18 protein-coding genes are annotated in these 16,785 nt (G+C 69.3%); 6 read left to right on the top strand and 12 right to left on the bottom strand.

Features of this window, described 5'->3' with window-relative positions:
• The first annotated feature begins 57 nt into the window (after nt 1–57).
• A complete protein-coding gene (locus tag ACN27E_RS01715) occupies nt 58–2,043 on the top strand; it encodes a TPM domain-containing protein (protein ID WP_422746310.1) in 1,986 nt (661 codons plus the stop codon).
• 9 nt (nt 2,044–2,052) lie between these two features.
• Here the strand turns inward: ACN27E_RS01715 and ACN27E_RS01710 are convergent, their stop codons facing one another.
• Nucleotides 2,053–3,447: a glycine--tRNA ligase gene (locus ACN27E_RS01710; protein WP_422746309.1), complete on the bottom strand. Its 1,395-nt coding sequence runs from the start codon at nt 3,445–3,447 to the stop codon at nt 2,053–2,055.
• Nucleotides 3,448–3,541: 94 nt separating this feature from the next.
• On the opposite strand from ACN27E_RS01710, the gene ACN27E_RS01705 reads away from it, so the two are divergent.
• Nucleotides 3,542–3,901 (top strand): ArsR/SmtB family transcription factor, encoded by a 360-nt coding sequence (locus ACN27E_RS01705; protein ID WP_422746308.1) that lies wholly within the window; start codon nt 3,542–3,544, stop codon nt 3,899–3,901.
• Nucleotides 3,898–4,314, top strand: a complete 417-nt coding sequence (locus ACN27E_RS01700) for a Fur family transcriptional regulator (RefSeq protein ID WP_422746307.1) — start codon at nt 3,898–3,900, stop codon at nt 4,312–4,314. The genes ACN27E_RS01705 and ACN27E_RS01700 overlap by 4 nt, the downstream gene beginning before the upstream one ends.
• Here the strand turns inward: ACN27E_RS01700 and ACN27E_RS01695 are convergent.
• From ACN27E_RS01695 to recO, 3 genes are read right to left on the bottom strand one after another with little or no spacing between them, the layout of a single operon-like run.
• A complete protein-coding gene (locus ACN27E_RS01695; protein ID WP_422746306.1) occupies nt 4,303–4,686 on the bottom strand; it encodes a hypothetical protein in 384 nt (127 codons plus the stop codon). The genes ACN27E_RS01700 and ACN27E_RS01695 overlap by 12 nt on opposite strands.
• A 3-nt stretch (nt 4,687–4,689) precedes the next feature.
• Nucleotides 4,690–5,610, bottom strand: a complete 921-nt coding sequence (locus tag ACN27E_RS01690) for a decaprenyl diphosphate synthase (protein ID WP_422746305.1) — start codon at nt 5,608–5,610, stop codon at nt 4,690–4,692.
• Nucleotides 5,561–6,391 (bottom strand): DNA repair protein RecO, encoded by an 831-nt coding sequence (gene recO / locus ACN27E_RS01685; protein ID WP_422746304.1) that lies wholly within the window; start codon nt 6,389–6,391, stop codon nt 5,561–5,563. The genes ACN27E_RS01690 and recO overlap by 50 nt, the downstream gene beginning before the upstream one ends.
• A 62-nt stretch (nt 6,392–6,453) precedes the next feature.
• Here recO and ACN27E_RS01680 point away from each other — a divergent pair, with 62 nt between their 5' ends.
• Both ACN27E_RS01680 and ACN27E_RS01675 read left to right on the top strand, forming a co-directional pair.
• Nucleotides 6,454–7,971, top strand: a complete 1,518-nt coding sequence (locus tag ACN27E_RS01680) for an amidase (RefSeq protein WP_422746303.1) — start codon at nt 6,454–6,456, stop codon at nt 7,969–7,971.
• A 281-nt stretch (nt 7,972–8,252) separates the two neighbouring features.
• Nucleotides 8,253–8,921: an MmpS family transport accessory protein gene (locus tag ACN27E_RS01675; RefSeq protein WP_422746302.1), complete on the top strand. Its 669-nt coding sequence runs from the start codon at nt 8,253–8,255 to the stop codon at nt 8,919–8,921.
• A gap of 8 nt (nt 8,922–8,929) precedes the next feature.
• Here the strand turns inward: ACN27E_RS01675 and era are convergent, their stop codons facing one another.
• The 5 genes from era to ACN27E_RS01650 are packed head-to-tail and all read right to left on the bottom strand — an operon-like array spanning nt 8,930 to nt 13,042.
• Nucleotides 8,930–9,829, bottom strand: coding sequence for a GTPase Era (era, locus tag ACN27E_RS01670; RefSeq protein ID WP_422746301.1), 900 nt, complete (start codon nt 9,827–9,829; stop codon nt 8,930–8,932).
• Nucleotides 9,826–10,089 carry a cytidine deaminase gene (locus ACN27E_RS01665; protein ID WP_422750171.1) on the bottom strand — a complete coding sequence of 88 codons (264 nt, stop codon included), beginning with the start codon at nt 10,087–10,089 and terminating at the stop codon, nt 9,826–9,828. The genes era and ACN27E_RS01665 overlap by 4 nt, the downstream gene beginning before the upstream one ends.
• Nucleotides 10,090–10,135: 46 nt before the next feature.
• A complete protein-coding gene (locus ACN27E_RS01660; RefSeq protein ID WP_422746300.1) occupies nt 10,136–11,443 on the bottom strand; it encodes a hemolysin family protein in 1,308 nt (435 codons plus the stop codon).
• Nucleotides 11,440–11,994, bottom strand: a complete 555-nt coding sequence (ybeY, locus tag ACN27E_RS01655) for an rRNA maturation RNase YbeY (protein WP_422746299.1) — start codon at nt 11,992–11,994, stop codon at nt 11,440–11,442. The genes ACN27E_RS01660 and ybeY overlap by 4 nt, the downstream gene beginning before the upstream one ends.
• A gap of 4 nt (nt 11,995–11,998) precedes the next feature.
• On the bottom strand, nt 11,999–13,042 hold the full coding sequence (locus tag ACN27E_RS01650; RefSeq protein ID WP_422746298.1) for a PhoH family protein: 1,044 nt from the start codon (nt 13,040–13,042) through the stop codon (nt 11,999–12,001).
• A gap of 116 nt (nt 13,043–13,158) precedes the next feature.
• Between ACN27E_RS01650 and ACN27E_RS01645 the strand changes: the two genes are divergently transcribed.
• A complete protein-coding gene (locus ACN27E_RS01645) occupies nt 13,159–13,764 on the top strand; it encodes a DUF998 domain-containing protein (RefSeq protein WP_422746297.1) in 606 nt (201 codons plus the stop codon).
• Here the strand turns inward: ACN27E_RS01645 and ACN27E_RS01640 are convergent.
• From ACN27E_RS01640 to hrcA, 3 genes are read right to left on the bottom strand one after another with little or no spacing between them, the layout of a single operon-like run.
• Nucleotides 13,726–14,475 (bottom strand): 16S rRNA (uracil(1498)-N(3))-methyltransferase, encoded by a 750-nt coding sequence (locus ACN27E_RS01640; protein WP_422746296.1) that lies wholly within the window; start codon nt 14,473–14,475, stop codon nt 13,726–13,728. The genes ACN27E_RS01645 and ACN27E_RS01640 overlap by 39 nt on opposite strands.
• A 36-nt stretch (nt 14,476–14,511) precedes the next feature.
• Nucleotides 14,512–15,669 carry a molecular chaperone DnaJ gene (gene dnaJ, locus ACN27E_RS01635; protein ID WP_422746295.1) on the bottom strand — a complete coding sequence of 386 codons (1,158 nt, stop codon included), beginning with the start codon at nt 15,667–15,669 and terminating at the stop codon, nt 14,512–14,514.
• A 17-nt stretch (nt 15,670–15,686) separates the two neighbouring features.
• On the bottom strand, nt 15,687–16,730 hold the full coding sequence (gene hrcA / locus ACN27E_RS01630) for a heat-inducible transcriptional repressor HrcA (protein ID WP_422746294.1): 1,044 nt from the start codon (nt 16,728–16,730) through the stop codon (nt 15,687–15,689).
• Nucleotides 16,731–16,785: the final 55 nt, after the last annotated feature.

Here is a 16,785-nt window from a genome sequence, read left to right as displayed (position 1 = left end):
CAGCCCGCCCGGGGGAAACTTCCGGCCCGGCCGACGCCTCGCACTACATTGGCGACCATGCGATTCGCCCGGCTCTTCGGCCTGCTCGCCGCGATCCTCACCGCTGTCACCCTGGTGGCTCCCGGTGCCGCCGCCGAACCTCCGCTCCGGTTGCCGACCTACATCACCGACCACGCCGGCGCGCTGAGCCCGTCCGGCCAGAGCCAGGTGCAGGCCGCCGTGGACCGCCTCTACAACGACCGCCGCATCCGGCTGTGGGTGGTCTTCGTCGACGACTTCTCCGGCCAGGACCCCCAGAGCTGGGCGCAGGCCACCTATCAGCGCAGCGGTCTCGGGGAACAGGACGCGATCCTCGCGGTGGCGACGGTCGACCGGGCCTACGCCTTCCTGGCTCGCCCCGACGCGCTGGGCGGCGCCGACATCGACGAGGTGCGCCGCAACGACGTCGAACCGCTGCTGCGCCGGGGCGACTGGGCCGGCGCCGCAGTGGCCGCCGCGGACGGTCTGAACAAGACGTCCTCCGGCGCCGGGGTCAGCTGGACCGGGATGCTCGCGGTACTGGGCGTCATCGCGCTCGGCCTGCTCGGGTTGGTGCTGTGGCAGCGGCGCAGGCGGCACAAGCGCCGGGAGGCCGAGTTCGCCGCCGCGCAACGCGTGGATCCGTCGGATCCCGAAGCGCTTTCGGCGGTGCCGCTGGAGGCACTCGACGAGCTGTCGCGCCGGATGGTGGTCGAGGTCGACAACGAGGTCCGCACCAGCGAGAGCGAATTGACACTCGCCGTCGAGGAATTCGGTGATCGTGACACCGCGGCGTTCACCCAGGCGGTGACCAACGCCAAGAACACGCTGGCCCAGGCCCTCAACGTGCGTCACATCCTCGACGACGCCGTCCCCGAGACCCCGCAGCAGCGCCGCGATCTGCTGACCCGGGTGATCGTGGCGGCGGCCAAGGCCGACCGGGAGCTCGAGGCGCAGCGCGATGCGTTCGCCCAACTGCGGGATCTGGTCATCAACGCACCGGACCGGCTGGACACGATGACCCGGCAGATGGTGGACCTGACGGCGCGGTTGACGCCGGCCGAGCAGACGCTGACCCAGCTGCGGACCCAATTCGCCGAGGCCGCACTGGTTTCGGTGTCCGACAACATCGACGAGGCCCGGCAGCGGCTCGAATTCGCCGACCACAACATCAGCACCGCACGGGGTCTGGTGGCGCGGCCCGCCGACCGACAGACCGGGCTGGTCGACGCCATCCACGCCGCCGAAGCCGCCCTCGGTCAGGCGCGCACCCTGCTCGACGCGGTCGACAGCGCCGCCACCGATATCAGCCGGGCAGTGGCGGGTCTCCCCGCGGCAATCGCCGACGCACAGAACGGCATCGACCAGGCCGGGTCGCAGTTGGCCCAGGGCAGACTCGCGGTCGCCACCGAGCTCAGCGCGGCTCGCGATGCCGCCGTCGAGGCGGTGGCGCACGCGCAGAGCGCGGGCAGTGCCGATCCGCTGGGCAGCTTCACCCGCCTGACCAAGGCCGACGCCGAGCTGGACCGCATGCTCGCCGACGTGGCGCAGGAGCGCCAGACCACCGAGCGACTCACCCGTCAGTACGACCAGGCGCTGTTCTCCGCGCAGTCACAGGTGCGGGCGGTCTCGGACTACATCGACACCCGCCGCGGCATCGTCGGCCCGGAGGCCCGCACCCGGCTGGCCGAGGCGGTCCGCCAATTGCAGGCCGCGCAGGACAAACGCGCCGACGACCTCGCCGCGGCGATCGCCCACGCCAACGGCGCCGCCATGCTGGCCGGCCAGGCGCAGTCGATGGCCAACGCCGATGTCGTTGCCGCCCAACGCCAGTTCAACGGACCCTACGGTGGTGGCGGGGGCGGTCAAATGGGCGCGGTGATCGGCGGCATCCTCATCGGCAACATGCTGGGCGGTGCGATGCGCGGGGGTTTCGGCGGCGGCGGATTCGGCGGCGGCTTCGGTGGTGGCGGATTCGGCGGCGGCGGAGGGGGCGGCTTCAGCGGCGGTGGCGGCCGCTTCTAGCCGCTCCCATCAGGCGCCCTTGAGCCGCACCGCCAGGTAGTCGCTGACCGCGTCGAGTGCCACCCGGTCCTGGGTCATGGCGTCGCGCTCGCGGATCGTGACCGCCTGGTCCTCCAGCGAGTCGAAGTCGACCGTGATGCAGAACGGCGTGCCGATCTCGTCCTGACGGCGGTAGCGCCGGCCGATCGCGCCGGCGTCGTCGAATTCGACGTTCCACGACTTGCGCAGTTCGGCGGACAGATCCCGCGCCTTGGGCGACAGGTCGGCGTGCCGGGACAGCGGCAGCACCGCCGCCTTGACCGGCGCCAGTCGCGGATCGAGCCGCAGCACGGTGCGCTTGTCGACGCCGCCCTTGGCGTTGGGCGCCTCGTCCTCGGTGTAGGCGTCGACCAGGAATGCCATCAGTGACCGCGTCAACCCGGCCGCCGGTTCGATCACGTAGGGCACATAGCGGGTGTCGGTGGCCTGGTCGTAGAAGGACAGGTCGGTGCCCGAATGCTTCGAATGCGTCGACAGGTCGAAGTTCGTGCGATTGGCGACGCCTTCGAGCTCACCCCATTCGCTGCCCTGGAACTTGAACCGGTACTCGATGTCGACCGTGCGGTCCGAGTAGTGCGACAGCTTCTCCTTGGGGTGCTCGTAGAGCCGGAGGTTGTCGCGATCGATCCCGAGGTCGACGTACCACTGCAGGCGGGTGTCGATCCAGTACTGGTGCCATTCGGCCGCGGTCGACGGCTCGACGAAGAACTCCATCTCCATCTGCTCGAACTCGCGGGTGCGGAAGATGAAGTTGCCCGGGGTGATCTCGTTGCGGAAGCTCTTGCCGATCTGGCCGATGCCGAACGGGGGCTTACGTCGCGCCGTGGTGACGACGTTGGCGAAATTGACGAAGATGCCCTGTGCGGTCTCGGGCCGCAGATAGTGCAGACCCTCCTCGGTCTCGATCGGACCGAGGTAGGTCTTGAGCATCATGTTAAAGTCGCGTGGCTCGGTCCACTGGCCCTTGGTGCCGCAGTCGGGGCACGAGATCTCCGACATCGCGACCGAATCGGGGTCGTCGAGCCCCTTCTTCTCGGCGAAGGCTTCCTGCATGTGGTCCTGCCGGTGCCGCTTGTGGCAATTCAGGCACTCAACGAGCGGATCGTTGAACACCTCGACGTGGCCGGAGGCCACCCAGACCTCACGGGGCAGGATGATCGCGCTGTCCAGGCCCACGACGTCGTCGCGGCCGGTGACGACCGACCGCCACCACTGCCGTTTGATGTTCTCCTTCAGCTCGACGCCCAGCGGACCGTAGTCCCAGGCGGACTTGGTGCCGCCGTAGATCTCGCCGGACTGGAAGACGAGGCCACGGCGTTTCGCCAGGTTCGCCACGGTGTCGATGATCGAGGAAGATGAAGCCACGGTGGACAAGAGTAGCGACCGGCCGCGCGCCCGCCGCCCCGTGTTGGCGCCAGCCCGTTGACATGCGCATGGTCGCATGTATTCTGGGTTCCTAATGAAAACCGTTTCCACGATACCGCCGGCCGATGGCCATTTTCATGCCTCGAGCCCTGCGCCGCCGTTGCCCAGCCGCGAGGTCCTCGACACCGCGGGCGAACTCCTGCGCGCCCTGGCCGCCCCGTTGCGGATCGCCATCGTGTTGCAGCTGCAGCAGTCCGCGCGCTGCGTGCATGAACTCGTCGACGCGCTCGGCGTGCCGCAACCGCTGGTCAGCCAACACCTGCGCATCCTCAAGCAGGCGGGCGTCGTGGCCAGCGAACGGTCCGGCCGGGAGGTGCTCTACCGCCTCGTCGACGCCCACCTCGCGCACATCGTCAACGACGCCGTCGCGCACGCCGCGGAGGGACACCAGTGAGCCCCGCACCGGTCCGCGCCACCCGCCAGCGCGCCGCGATCACCGAACTCCTCGACGAACTCGACGACTTCCGCTCCGCCCAGGAATTGCACGATGTGCTGCGCCAGCGCGGCGAAGGCATCGGCCTGACGACGGTGTACCGCGCACTGCAGTCGATGGCCGAGGCCGGGCTGGTCGACGTGCTGCGCACCGACACCGGTGAATCGGTCTACCGTCGCTGCTCCGACGAACACCACCACCACCTGGTCTGCCGGGCCTGCGGCTCGACCGTCGAGATCAAGGGCGGCGACGTCGAGGAGTGGGCCGCCAGCGTGGCCCGCGAGCACGGCTTCTCCGACGTCAGCCACACCATCGAGATCTTCGGGGTGTGCGGCGACTGCGCACAGATCCCCAAGACCGCCTCAGCCGACTAGCGCGCGGCGCACCTCGGCGCCGCCGGCCAGCACCAGCAGCACCAGCGTACGCAGCGCGTCGTCGCCCAGACCGGTTCCCGGAAAGTTGTAGCGCAGCAACACATCTGCGGTCTTCTTCTTCGCCGCCAACGACACGGTGCCCAACAGGGTGATGTGCGCCTGGGTGAGCACCGCACTGCGTAGCCGGTTGTCCAGCGGGCGGTCCCAGGCCAGGATCTGGGTGAGCGAGACCAGCTCGAGATCCTCGGCGATGGTCACCACCCGCAACGAGGCGATGGTGCCGTCATGGCGGACCGTCAGCGCACCGTCCTCTTCGCGGGTCAGGTCGACGATGTCGGTCAGCACCGCGGCCAGTCGTTGGGAGAAGTCCACCGGTCAGGCCCTACCGAAGCGGCGGTTGCGGTGAACGTACTCCTCGCAGGCGGCCCACAGATCGCGGCGATCGTAATCGGGCCAGAGCTTGTCCTGGAAGACGTATTCGGCATACGCCGACTGCCACAGCAGGAAGTTGCTCGCCCGCTGCTCCCCCGAGGTCCGGATGAACAGGTCGACATCCGGAATGTCGGCGCGGTGCAGATGCTTGGCGAACGTCGCCTCGGTGATCCGGCTCGGGTTGATCTTCCCGTCCACGGCCTCCTCGGCCAGCTGACGGGCGGCCTCGACGATCTCGGTGCGGCCGCCGTAGTTCACGCAGTAGTTGATCGTGATGACGTCGTTGTCGACGGTCATCTGCTCGGCGATGTCGAATTCCTTGATGACACTGCGCCACATCCGCGGCCGCGAACCGACCCAGCGCATCCGCACGCCCATGTCGTTGAGGTTCTCCCGGCGGCGGCGCACCACCTCGCGGTTGAACCCCATCAGGAAGCGGACCTCCTCGGTGCTGCGCTTCCAGTTCTCGGTGGAGAACGCGTACACCGTCAGATGTTTGATCCCGATTTCGATCGCACCGCAGGTGATGTCGATGAGCACCGCCTCGCCCATCTTGTGGCCCTCGGTGCGCCCCAGACCGCGCTGGGTGGCCCACCGGCCGTTGCCGTCCATCACCACCGCGACATGCTGGGGCACCTGGTCGGCCGGGATCTTCGGGGCTGCGGCTTTGGACGCGTGCTGCGGCGGACGGCAGAACCGGCCGTTGGTGTTGGGCGGCAATTCCGGGAAGACGACCGGCCACGTCGACTTGTCCGGAAACTCGGGATAGTCCTCGGCGGGCGCGTCGAGCTGGGGAAACTGCTCCTTCTTGCGCTCAGCTGCCCGCCGCGAGCTGCCCACCCGGTTCGTCACCACGGTGCACATCCTGCCGCAACACGGTGATGCGGTGGTCGGCGACCACATGATCAACCCGCTGGACCCGCTCCACCAGCGGCAACGTCCGTAACTGACGTTCCAGATACCACTGCAGATGAGCGGCCACCAGCCCGCTGGCCTGGCTGCGGTGCGACGTCGTCGACGCCTCGGCGGCGGCCCAGTCACCGTCGTGCAGCGCCGACATCAGATCCAGCACAGCCTGGGGTGGGGTGACCGACCCGGAGGGCCGGCAGTGCACGCACACACTGCCGCCCGCGGCGACGTGGAACGCCCGGTGCGGGCCGGGGGTGGCGCAGCGGGCGCATTCGGTCAGCGCCGGCGCCCAGCCCGCGATCCCCATGGCGCGCAGAAGATATGCGTCGAGCACCAGTTCCCGGGGCCGGCTGGCGTCGGCGACGGCGCGCAACGCCCCGACGGTGAGCCGGTGCAGGGCGGGCATCGGCGCGCGTTCCTCCCCGGCCAGCCGCTCGGCTGTCTCCAGAACCGCGCACGCACAGGTGTAGCGGCCGTAATCGCTGACGATGTCGGAGGCGAACGCATCGATGGCCTGAACCTGGGTGACGATGTCGAGATTGCGGCCGGGATGGAGCTGGACGTCGATGTGGGCGAACGGCTCCAGCCGAGCACCGAACTTGCTCCTGGTGCGGCGCACGCCTTTGGCGACCGCGCGGACCAGCCCGTGGTCGCGGGTCAGCAGGGTGACGATCCGGTCGGCTTCCCCCAGCTTGTGTTGGCGCAGCACGACGGCGCGGTCCCGGTACAGCCGCATTCGTCCAGTGTTCCACCCCGTCGCCCAGACTCCGGCGCGCAGCGCCGATAAGGTTGGGATCAATGGCCGACTCGTCTTCACCCCGATCCCGCCGCATGTCGTTCCCGACCCTGACCGACCAGCTCTATCAGCTCGCCAGCGGGGCGGTGACGGCCGAGGATCTGACCCGCCGGTCGCTGCACGCGATCGCCGCGAGCCAAGCCACTCTCAATGCCTTCCGGGTCGTCCTGACCGAACAGGCACTCGCCGACGCCGCCAGGGCCGACCGGTTGCGGGCCGCGGGCCGGGACCTGCCGCTGCTCGGCATCCCGATCGCGGTCAAGGACGACATCGACGTGGCCGGCGTGCCGACCCGCTTCGGCACCGAGGGAACCGTCCGGCCGGCCACCGCGGACGCCGAGGTGGTGCGCCGCCTGCGGGCCGCGGGTGCGGTGATCGTCGGCAAGACCAACACCTGTGAGCTCGGCCAGTGGCCGTTCACCAGCGGCCCGGCGTTCGGGCACACCCGCAATCCGTGGTCGCGCGAGCACACCCCGGGCGGTTCGTCGGGCGGCAGCGCCGCGGCGGTGGCCGCCGGACTGGTGACCGCGGCGATCGGCTCCGACGGCGCCGGCAGCGTACGCATCCCGGCGGCGTGGACCCATCTGGTGGGCATCAAGCCGCAGCGGGGGCGGCTGTCGACGTGGCCGCTGCCCGAAGCCTTCAACGGGATCACGGTCAACGGTGTGCTGGCCCGCACGGTCGCCGACGCGGCGCTGGTGCTCGACGCCGCGTCCGGCAACGCCCCGGGCGATCTGCACCGGCCTCCGCCGGTGCGGGTCTCCGATTTCGCCGCGCACGCCCCCGGGTCGCTGCGGGTCGCGCTGTCGACCAAGTTCCCGTTCACCGGCTTCCGCGCCAGGCTGCACCCGCAGATCGCCGCGGCGCTGCACGACGTCGCCGGGCAGTTGGAGCTGCTCGGCCACCGCGTGCGGCCCGCCGATCCGGACTACAGCCTGGGAATGTCGTGGAACTTCCTGTCCCGCAGCACGTCCGGGCTTCGGGATTGGGGTGAGCGGCTCGGCTACGACGTCGAACTGGACCCGCGGACCAAGGCCAACATGCGGATGGGCTGGCTGCTGTCGCAGGATGTCCTGCGCAAGGCGCGGGCGCGGGAAGCGGCCGCACAGACCCGGATCGGCTGGCTGTTCAACATCTGCGACGTCGTGCTGGCCCCGACCACCGCGCTACCCGCTCCCCTGGTGCACGATTTCGACGAGCGCGGCGGCCTGTCGACCGACCGCGCGATGATCAAGGCCTGCCCGGTGACCTGGCCGTGGAATCTGCTGGGCTGGCCCTCGATCAACGTGCCCGCCGGGTTCACCTCCGACGGGCTGCCGATTGGGGTGCAGCTGATGGGACCGGCGAACAGCGAACCGCTGCTGGTCTCCCTGGCCGCCGAACTCGAGGCGATCAACGGCTGGGCGGCGCGGCAGCCCGAAGTGTGGTGGGAGACCGCACAGATCCCACCGGGGACTGCGGGCCAGGACCAGACCGCACCGTCCAGCTCAGCCGAGGTCCAACTGCGCGAGACGGCCTGAGGACGTGGCGGCGCCCTTCGCGAGTGTGAAACCATTGCGATATTCGCGCCGGTTTCTCGCGGTGAGTACACACTCGACGACCCTCGCGCGCTCCGGCGAGCATAGAAACCCAAGCGGCCCGACTGTTTCGGGTCGCGCTGCCAGTTCTTGGCGATCAATGCGGGACGCCGCGTGCGTCAGAACACAGGGAGAATCCCTATTCCTCGCCAAACGATCCTGGTTTAGCCTCGATCTGCACGCTCGGGTCGGGGCTCCTCGCGCCTTCGCCAAAGGTAGTAATAGTGAGTATCACCGCCATAAGGGTCGTCGCCCCGACGTTGGGGCTCGTTGCCCTCATCGCCACCGCCTCGGTTTCGCTCGCCACGGCTGACCCACCGCCGCCCGGCTCGTGCGACCCCGGGTCCCTGCCCCGCGACGCGCGGCCCGGGGACGACATGTGCGTCAGCCGCGACTTCGCCCGGCGCACGGCACAGGAAAATGCTGATCCCGCCGCCAACAAGGCACCCGGTGGCGGGGACTACGGTCCGGAAACCTGCCTACCGGGCTTCGTGTGGCGTGAGGCGTTCGCCGGCGACACCATTTGCGTCACGCCCGACATCCGCGCGCAGAACCTGGCGGCCAACGCGAATCCGGGCGCCAATAAGTCAGGGCCTGGCGTAGATGAATTGCAGCCCACGCCAGCGCCACAGCAGGCCGCCTCGCGGACCGTCACGTTTGAGGTGACCGGAGCCGGCACCGTATACGCCATCGAGATGGATCCACCCAGCGGGAAGGTCGGCGAGAACACCGGTGTGCCGTTCACCCGGACCATCACGATAGGTCCCGATGTCGAACTCCTCCAGGTGATCGCGATCGGCAAGACCGGATCGCAGGGCTGTCGCATCCTGCTCGACGGCAGGGTCGTTGCCGAACAGCCGGTCGGCAACTCGCACTGCTCCTTCGCCCCCTGAGAGGCGGCTCAGAAGCCCAGCCGGCCCAGCTGTTTCGGATCGCGCTGCCAGTTCTTGGCGATCTTGACCCGCAGGTCGAGATAGACCTTGGTGCCGAGCAGCTTCTCGATCTGGGTCCGCGCGGCGGTGCCCACCTCCCGCAGCCGGGCCCCGCCCTTGCCGATCACGATGCCCTTCTGGCTGTCGCGCTCGACGTAGAGGATCGCGTGCACATCAATCAGATCGTCTCGGCCCTCGCGGGGGTTGACCTCCTCGATGACCACCGCCAGCGAATGCGGCAGTTCGTCGCGCACGCCCTCCAGGGCCGCCTCCCGGATGAGCTCACCCATCAGCACCTCTTCGGGCTCGTCGGTGAGCTCCCCCTCGGGGTAGAACGCGGGCCCCGGCGGCAGCTTCTGCGCCAGCACATCGGTGAGCACGTCGAGTTGTTCGCCCTTGGTGGCCGATACCGGCACGATGTCGACGTCCGGACCGGCGAGCTCGCTGACGGCCATCAGCTGCGCGGCGACCCGATCCTTCGCGACCTTGTCGATCTTGGTGACGATCACCACCAGGGTGGTGCGCGGCGCGACGGCCCGGATCTGCTCGTGGATCCATCGGTCCCCCGGCCCGATCGCCTCGTCGGCCGGGATGCACAGACAGATGACGTCGACCTCGGAGTAGGTGTCCTTGACCAGGTCGTTGAGGCGTTGCCCCAGCAGGGTGCGCGGGCGGTGCAGACCCGGGGTGTCGACGAGGATGATCTGGAAGTCCTCGCGGTGCACGATGCCGCGGATGGTGTGCCGTGTGGTCTGCGGCCGGTTCGACGTGATCGCCACCTTCGAACCGACCAGCGCGTTGGTCAGCGTGGATTTGCCGGTGTTGGGGCGGCCGACGAAACAGACGAATCCGGAGCGGAATTCGCTCACTGGACGGTGCCCGACCGGTCGGTGACGATCACCGCGGCGCCGGCCGAGAGCTCATGCACGGCGGCGACGCCGGGGTCGTCGGACGACCCACCCACCAGGACGGCCGCTTCCAGTCCGGTCGCCCCGCTGGACACCGCGGCGGCCACCGCGGCCTGCAGCGCGGTCAGGCCCAACGCGGTCAGGCCCACCGGCGCACCGGCGTAGGTGCGGCCGTCGAGATCACGCACGGCCGCCCCGCTGGCGGCCTCCACGCGTCCCATCGCCCCGCGCGCCAACGTCACCAGCTTCGCGTCCTCGGCGTCGAGTTCAGGCACCCCGTTCCTCCGCTTCGCTGTCGTCGTCCTCGTCTTCGGCCGGGCTGATCAGCACCGTGCCGATCCGTACCCGGCCCCGGTGGTCGGGGCCGCCCTCGGCCTTCAGCCGCAGGCGGTCCCACGTGACCTCGGCCCCCGGCAACGGCACCCGGCCCAGCTCCAGGGCGACCAGTCCGCCGACGGTGTCGACGTCGAGATCCTCGTTGACCGGAATGTCGTAGAGCTCGCTGAGGTCCTCGATCGGCAACCGCGCCGACACCCGGTACTGGCCGTCGCCGAGTTCCTCCACCGGCGCCACCTCGTCGGTGTCGTATTCATCGGCGATCTCCCCGACGATCTCCTCGAGCACGTCCTCGATGGTGACCAGCCCGGCGATCGCGCCGTATTCGTCGACCAGCAGCGCCATGTGGTAGCGGTCGCGCTGCATCTCCCGCAGCAGCTCGTCGAGCGGTTTGGAGTCCGGCACGAACACCGCAGGCCGCATCACCTGCTCGACGCTGGTGTCACGGCCGCCGTTGACCGAGTAGTAGGTCTGCTGGACAAGATCTTTCAGATAGACGACACCCACCACGTCGTCGACGTTCTCCCCGATCACCGGGATGCGAGAGTGTCCGCTGCGCACCGCCAATGATGTCGCTTGACCTGCTGTTTTATCGGATTCGATCCACACCATCTCGGTGCGCGGCACCATCACCTCACGGGCCGGGGTGTCGCCGAGTTCGAACACCGACTGGATCATCCGGCGTTCGTCGTCGGCGACGACACCGCGCTGCTGGGCCAGGTCCACCACCTCGCGCAGTTCGATCTCGGAGGCGAACGGACCGTGCCGGAAACCGCGGCCGGGGGTCAGCGCGTTACCGATCAGCACGAGTAACCGGCTGATCGGCAACAGCAGCACCGAGATCGCCTGCAGCGGAAGCGCGGTGTAGAGGGCGATCGGGTAGGCGTTCTGGCGGCCCAGGGTTCGCGGTCCGACTCCGACCGCCACGAAGCTGACGACCGCCATGATCGCTGCCGCGGCGGCCAGCCCCCAGCTGACGCCGAGGTGCCCGTCGAGGTAGGCGGCCAGCAAAACCGTCGCGGTCACCTCGCAGCTGATGCGCAGCAGCACGATGAGGTTGATGAACCGCGGACGCTCGTTCATCACCCGGGACAGTCGGACCGCGCCGGGCCGTTCCTCGCGGACCAGTTCTTCGACGCGGGCCATCGACACGGTGCTCAGCGCGGCGTCCATCGCGGCGAACAGTCCGCCGAAGGCGATCAGGACGAGGGCGCCGATGAGTTGCGGGAGTCCGTTCACCGCGTGTCGCCGTCATCCCAGGGATCGAAATGCCGGGATCGGTCCAGCAGCCGGCGGTCCCGTTCGGTCTGACGGTCCTGGTGGTAGGCCTCGACCTGTTCGGCCACCCACTCCTCGAGCAGTTCGCGCTGCAGGGCGAACATCTCCTTCTCTTCGTCCGGCTCGGCATGGTCGTAGCCGAGCAGATGCAGGACGCCGTGCACGGTGAGCAGCGCCAGCTCGTGACCGAGCGAATGTCCGGCCGTATCAGCCTGTTTCGCGGCGAACTCCGGGCACAGCACGATATCGCCGAGCATCGCCGGGCCCGGATCGGGCGCGTCGGGGCGTCCGCCCGGTTCCAGCTCGTCCATCGGGAAGCTCATCACGTCGGTGGGTCCGGGCAGATCCATCCACCGCATGTGCAGGTCGGCCATCGACGACGAATCGAGCAGCACCATGGACAGCTCGGCGGCCGGATGCACCTTCATCTTCCCGATGACGAACCGGGCGACACTGATCAATTCGTCTTCGGAGACGTCGATGCCCGATTCGTTCGACACCTCGATGCTCATGGAATCACCTTCGCGGACGGCCGGCGGACGCTCGCCGCTGGGCCCGGTTGAGCTGTGCGGGGTCCTCGAACCGGGCGTAGGCGTCCACGATCTCGGATACCAACCGGTGACGGACCACGTCGGCGCTGGTGAGTTCGGCGAAGTGGATGTCGTCGACATTGCCGAGCACCCGGGCGGCGGTCTCCAGACCCGACGCCGCACCCCCGGGCAGGTCGACCTGGGTGACGTCACCGGTCACCACCATCTTCGAGCCGAAACCGAGCCGGGTCAGGAACATCTTCATCTGCTCACCGGTGGTGTTCTGCGCCTCGTCGAGGATGATGAACGCGTCGTTCAGACTCCTGCCCCGCATGTAGGCCAGCGGCGCCACCTCGATGACACCCGCACCCATCAGTTTGGGGATCAGCTCCGGGTCCATCATGTCGTGCAGCGCGTCGTAGAGCGGACGCAGATAGGGGTCGATCTTCTCGCTGAGCGTTCCGGGCAGGAAGCCGAGACGTTCGCCGGCCTCGACCGCCGGCCGGGTCAGGATGATCCGGCTGACCTGTTTGGTCTGCAGCGCGCTGACGGCCTTGGCCATCGCCAGATAGGTCTTACCGGTGCCCGCAGGCCCGATGCCGAACACGATGGTGTTCGCGTCGATGGCGTCGACGTAGCGCTTCTGGTTGAGCGTCTTGGGCCGGATCGTCTTGCCGCGCCGCGACAGGATGTCCAAGGTCAGCACCTCGGCCGGCGACTCGTTGCCCGCGCCGGTCAGCATCGCGACGCTGTGCCGGATGGCGTCGGGGCTGAGCGCCTGACCACCGGAGACGATGGCGATCAACTCGGAGACGACGCGCTCGCCGAGTGCGACGTCGGCTGGTTCGCCGGACAGGGTGAGCGTGTTACCGCGCACATGGATCTCGGCGGCCAGCTGGGACTCGAGGGCTCGGAGGTTGCCGTCGGCCGAGCCGAGCAGACCCATCACGAGGTCGGGCGGAACATTGATGGCGCTACGCACAGGGGCCGAGACCGGGTTCGCGTCAGCGTTCGTTTCGCGGGGCGTCACGTGCGGTGTTCTGCCTGCTTTCTATGTTGTGACGGCGGTGCTACCGCTGGCCATCTTACCGTCGGGTACCACGGCGCCCCACTCCTTGAGCGCTGCTGGTTAACCTGGCCATGCGTATGCCCGCACCACCGACGCCCCGGCCCCGCGCCGCCGCAGCCGCATGGATCACCGGTGCGGTGGTGTATCTGGCCGCCGAGGCTCTCGCGGCCGGCGCATACCGGCCGGCCTACGACTACGCCCACGACTACATCAGTGAGCTCGGCGTGCCCGGCCAACCGCTGGCCGGCCTGATGAACGTCGCATTCGGTGTGCAGGGCGTGATGTTCCTGCTCGGAGCCACCCTGGCCCAGCCCCGCCGCGCCACCTGGCTGACGGCGTTCGCCGCCGCCAATGCGGTGGGAAATCTCCTGGTGGGGGCCGTGCACGCGGGATCGGGACCGCTGCACGTCGTCGGCGCGACCCTGGCCATCATCGGGGGGAACGCCGCGGCGGTCGCGGGCGCGGGTCTCGGTCGCCACCGCGGTTACCGGTGGACGTCCCGGGTGCTGGGCGTGACCGGGTTGGCGGGCGCCGCAGCGCTGGTCGCCCAGGCATGGACCGGCGTCGACGTGTTGCCCGCCGCGGTATGCGAACGCGCCGCGGTCTACCCGATCTTCGCGTGGCAGCTGCTCGCGGCGGCGTGGCTACTGCCAGCGCGGCGTGAGCACCCCCAGCGCGCCTAACGCCACCGCCGCGGCGGTCGACGTGCGCAGCACCGTCGGCCCCATGCGTACGGCGATCGCGCCGGCCTGCGTCAGCTCCGTCAGCTCCTCGTCGCTGATCCCGCCCTCCGGTCCGACGATCAACGTCAGCTCCGGCGCATCGGCCAGCGGCACGGCGGTCAGCGGTTTGGTGGCCGATTCGTGGAGCGCGAGCACCCACCCGCCCGCGGCCACCGCCGATTCCACCCGGCGCACCAGCTCGCTCGTCGTCACCACCCCGGTGACGGGCGGAATGACGGGCCGGCGGGACTGCCGGGCCGCTGAACGGGCGACCGCACTCCAGCGCCGCAACCCCTTGTCGACCTTCGCCGCGGACTCCCATCGCGCCACACAGCGGGCGGCCTGCCAGGCGATCACCGCGTCCGCGCCGGCCTCGGTGGCCAGTTCCACGGCCAGCTCACCGCGGTCGGATTTCGGGATGGCCTGCACGACGGTCACCGTGGGGACCGACGGGGCGACGGCGCGGCGCTCGAGCACCCGCGCGGTCAGCCGGCCCTTCTGGACGTCGGTCACCACACAGTGCGCCACCGCGCCGGCGCTGTCGCTCAGATCGAGGTGTTCACCCACCCGGATCCGGCGCACGGTGGCCGCGTGGTGACCCTCGTCGCCGTCGACCAGCGCCTCGGCGCCGGGCTGCGGGACGCGTTCGACGTAGAACAGCGCTGAACTCACCGGCGAATCCGCTCCGCTGCTCGCTGAGCGCCCACCTCAGCGGCCGGTGAACGTCTCGCGTAGTCGGCTGAACAGGCCGCCGCCGCCGTGCGACGCGGCGGACGCCGCGGTCGACCGGACCTCGGCGACATCCCGGGAACGGTGCTCCTTGAGTTGGCGCAGCAGTTCGGTGTCGGTGTGGTCGAGGCGGGTCGGGATGACCACGTCGATGTGAGCGTGCAGATCGCCGCGCACCCCGGATCGCAGATGCGGCATGCCGTGCCCGCGCAGGGTCGTCACCGCGCCGGGTTGGGTGCCGGCCGGAATGTCGATCTCGACCGGGCCTTCCAGGATGCCCTCCACGGTGACCGTGGTGCCCAGGGCCGCGTCGAACATCGGTACCGACACCGTGCAGTGCAGATCGTCGCCGTCGCGCAGGAACACCTCATGGGGCTTCTCGTGCACCTCGACGTACAGATCGCCGGCCGGGCCACCGCCGGGACCCACCTCGCCCTGGGCGGCCAGCCGCACGCGCATCCCGTCGCCGACACCGGCCGGGATCTTCACGCTGATCTCGCGGCGGGCCCGCACCCGGCCGTCGCCGCCGCAGCGGTGACACGGGTCGGGGATGACCTCGCCGACACCGCCGCAGACCGGACACGGCCGCGAGGTCATCACCTGGCCGAGCAGCGACCGCTGCACGGTCTGGATCTCGCCGCGGCCCCCGCAGGTGTCGCACGTGGTCGGGGTGGAGTCGCCGTGGGTGCCCTTGCCGTGGCACAGATCGCACAGCACGGCCGTGTCGACAGTGACCTGTTTGGTCACGCCGGTGGCGCATTCGGCGAGGTCGAGGCGCATCCGCAACAGCGAGTCGGACCCGGGCCGAACGCGTCCGATGGGACCCCGCGACGCGGTTCCGCCGCCACCGAAGAACGCCTCGAACACGTCACCCAGACCGCCGAAACCGCCGGGGAACCCGTTGGCCGAGGCGCCCGCGCCCTCGAGCGGATCCCCGCCGAGGTCGACGATGCGCCGCTTCTCGGGATCGGAGAGCACCTCGTAGGCGGCGCTGATCTCCTGGAAGCGGGCCTGGGCCTGTTCGTCGGGGTTCACATCGGGATGCAGCTCACGGGCGAGCTTGCGATAGGCGCGTTTGATCTCCTGATCGCTCGCGCCCTTGCTCACCCCGAGCAGGCCGTAATAATCGCGTGCCACGCTTACCTTTCGAGTGCTTACCGGCTGCCGAGTACTTCGCCGATGTAGAGAGCAACCGCAGCGACATTAGCGATCGTTCCCGGATAGTCCATTCGAGTGGGGCCCACCACACCCATGCCGCCGAACACCGTTCCGGAACGGCCGTACGCGGTGCTGACCACTGACGCACCGAGCATCTGCTCGGCCTCGGTCTCGTGGCCTATCCGTACCGTCACCTTGCCCGCTTCCTGCTGGGCGGCCAGCAGCCGCAGCACCACCACCTGTTCCTCGAGCGCCTCGAGGACCGAACGCAGTGAACCGCCGAAGTCCGCGGTGTTGCGGGTGAGATTCGCGGTGCCGCCGAGCAGCAGCCGTTCCTCGGTGTGCTCGACCAGCGTCTCGACCAGGACGGTGGCCGAGCGGCCGACGGCGTTGGCCAATCGGCCCGACAGACCGCTGCCGCCGTCGAGGTGGGAGGCCAGATCCGACACCGCGACCGACGCCGCCGAGAGCCGCTTGCCTTCCAGAGCCTTGCCCAGCAGATCGCGCAGCGTCGCCAGTTCGTGGTCGTCGATCGGGTCACCGAGTTCGACGATCCGCTGGTCGACCCGGCCGCTGTCGGTGATCACCACGAGCAGCAGCCGCGCCGGAGACAGCGCCACCACTTCGAGGTGGCGGACGGTGGACGTCGACAGAGTCGGGTATTGCACGATGGCGACCTGACGGGTCAGCTGGGCCAGCAGGCGCACCGCACGGCGCAGGACATCGTCGAGGTCGACTCCGCTGTCCAGGAACCTCAGGATCGCGCGGCGCTCGGAACTCGACAGCGGTTTGACGTCGTCGATGCGGTCGACGAATTCGCGGTAGCCCTTCTCGGTCGGGATCCGCCCGGAGCTGGTGTGGGGCTGGGTGATGTACCCCTCGGCTTCGAGCACCGCCATGTCGTTGCGGACCGTCGCGCTCGACACGCCGAGATTGTGCCGCTCCACGAGGGTCTTGGAGCCGATCGGCTCCTTGGTGGCCACGAAGTCGGCGACGATGGCACGCAGCACCTCGAAGCGGCGGTCATCGGCACTACCCATGTGTTCACCTCCGTCTCACGCACCTCACGGGCAGGATCAACCGCTATTTTACGGG

Origin of the sequence: Mycobacterium sp. WMMD1722, assembly GCF_049315205.1 — a bacterium.
GTDB lineage: Bacteria > Actinomycetota > Actinomycetes > Mycobacteriales > Mycobacteriaceae > Mycobacterium.
The sequence above is the reverse complement of the archived record's forward strand: the minus strand, read 5'-3'. Positions and strand labels throughout refer to the sequence as shown.

Excerpts from the sequence above, each read along its gene's own strand:
- ACN27E_RS01705 (WP_422746308.1), top strand. The coding sequence starts at position 3,542 with ATGAAAACCGTTTCCACGATACCGCCGGCCGATGGCCATTTTCATGCC.
- ACN27E_RS01715 (WP_422746310.1), top strand. The coding sequence starts at position 58 with ATGCGATTCGCCCGGCTCTTCGGCCTGCTCGCCGCGATCCTCACCGCT.
- ACN27E_RS01680 (WP_422746303.1), top strand. The coding sequence starts at position 6,454 with ATGGCCGACTCGTCTTCACCCCGATCCCGCCGCATGTCGTTCCCGACC.
- recO (WP_422746304.1), bottom strand. The coding sequence starts at position 6,391 with ATGCGGCTGTACCGGGACCGCGCCGTCGTGCTGCGCCAACACAAGCTG.
- ACN27E_RS01690 (WP_422746305.1), bottom strand. The coding sequence starts at position 5,610 with ATGTGCACCGTGGTGACGAACCGGGTGGGCAGCTCGCGGCGGGCAGCT.
- ACN27E_RS01645 (WP_422746297.1), top strand. The coding sequence starts at position 13,159 with ATGCCCGCACCACCGACGCCCCGGCCCCGCGCCGCCGCAGCCGCATGG.
- ybeY (WP_422746299.1), bottom strand. The coding sequence starts at position 11,994 with ATGAGCATCGAGGTGTCGAACGAATCGGGCATCGACGTCTCCGAAGAC.
- ACN27E_RS01665 (WP_422750171.1), bottom strand. The coding sequence starts at position 10,089 with ATGGGACGCGTGGAGGCCGCCAGCGGGGCGGCCGTGCGTGATCTCGAC.
- hrcA (WP_422746294.1), bottom strand. The coding sequence starts at position 16,730 with ATGGGTAGTGCCGATGACCGCCGCTTCGAGGTGCTGCGTGCCATCGTC.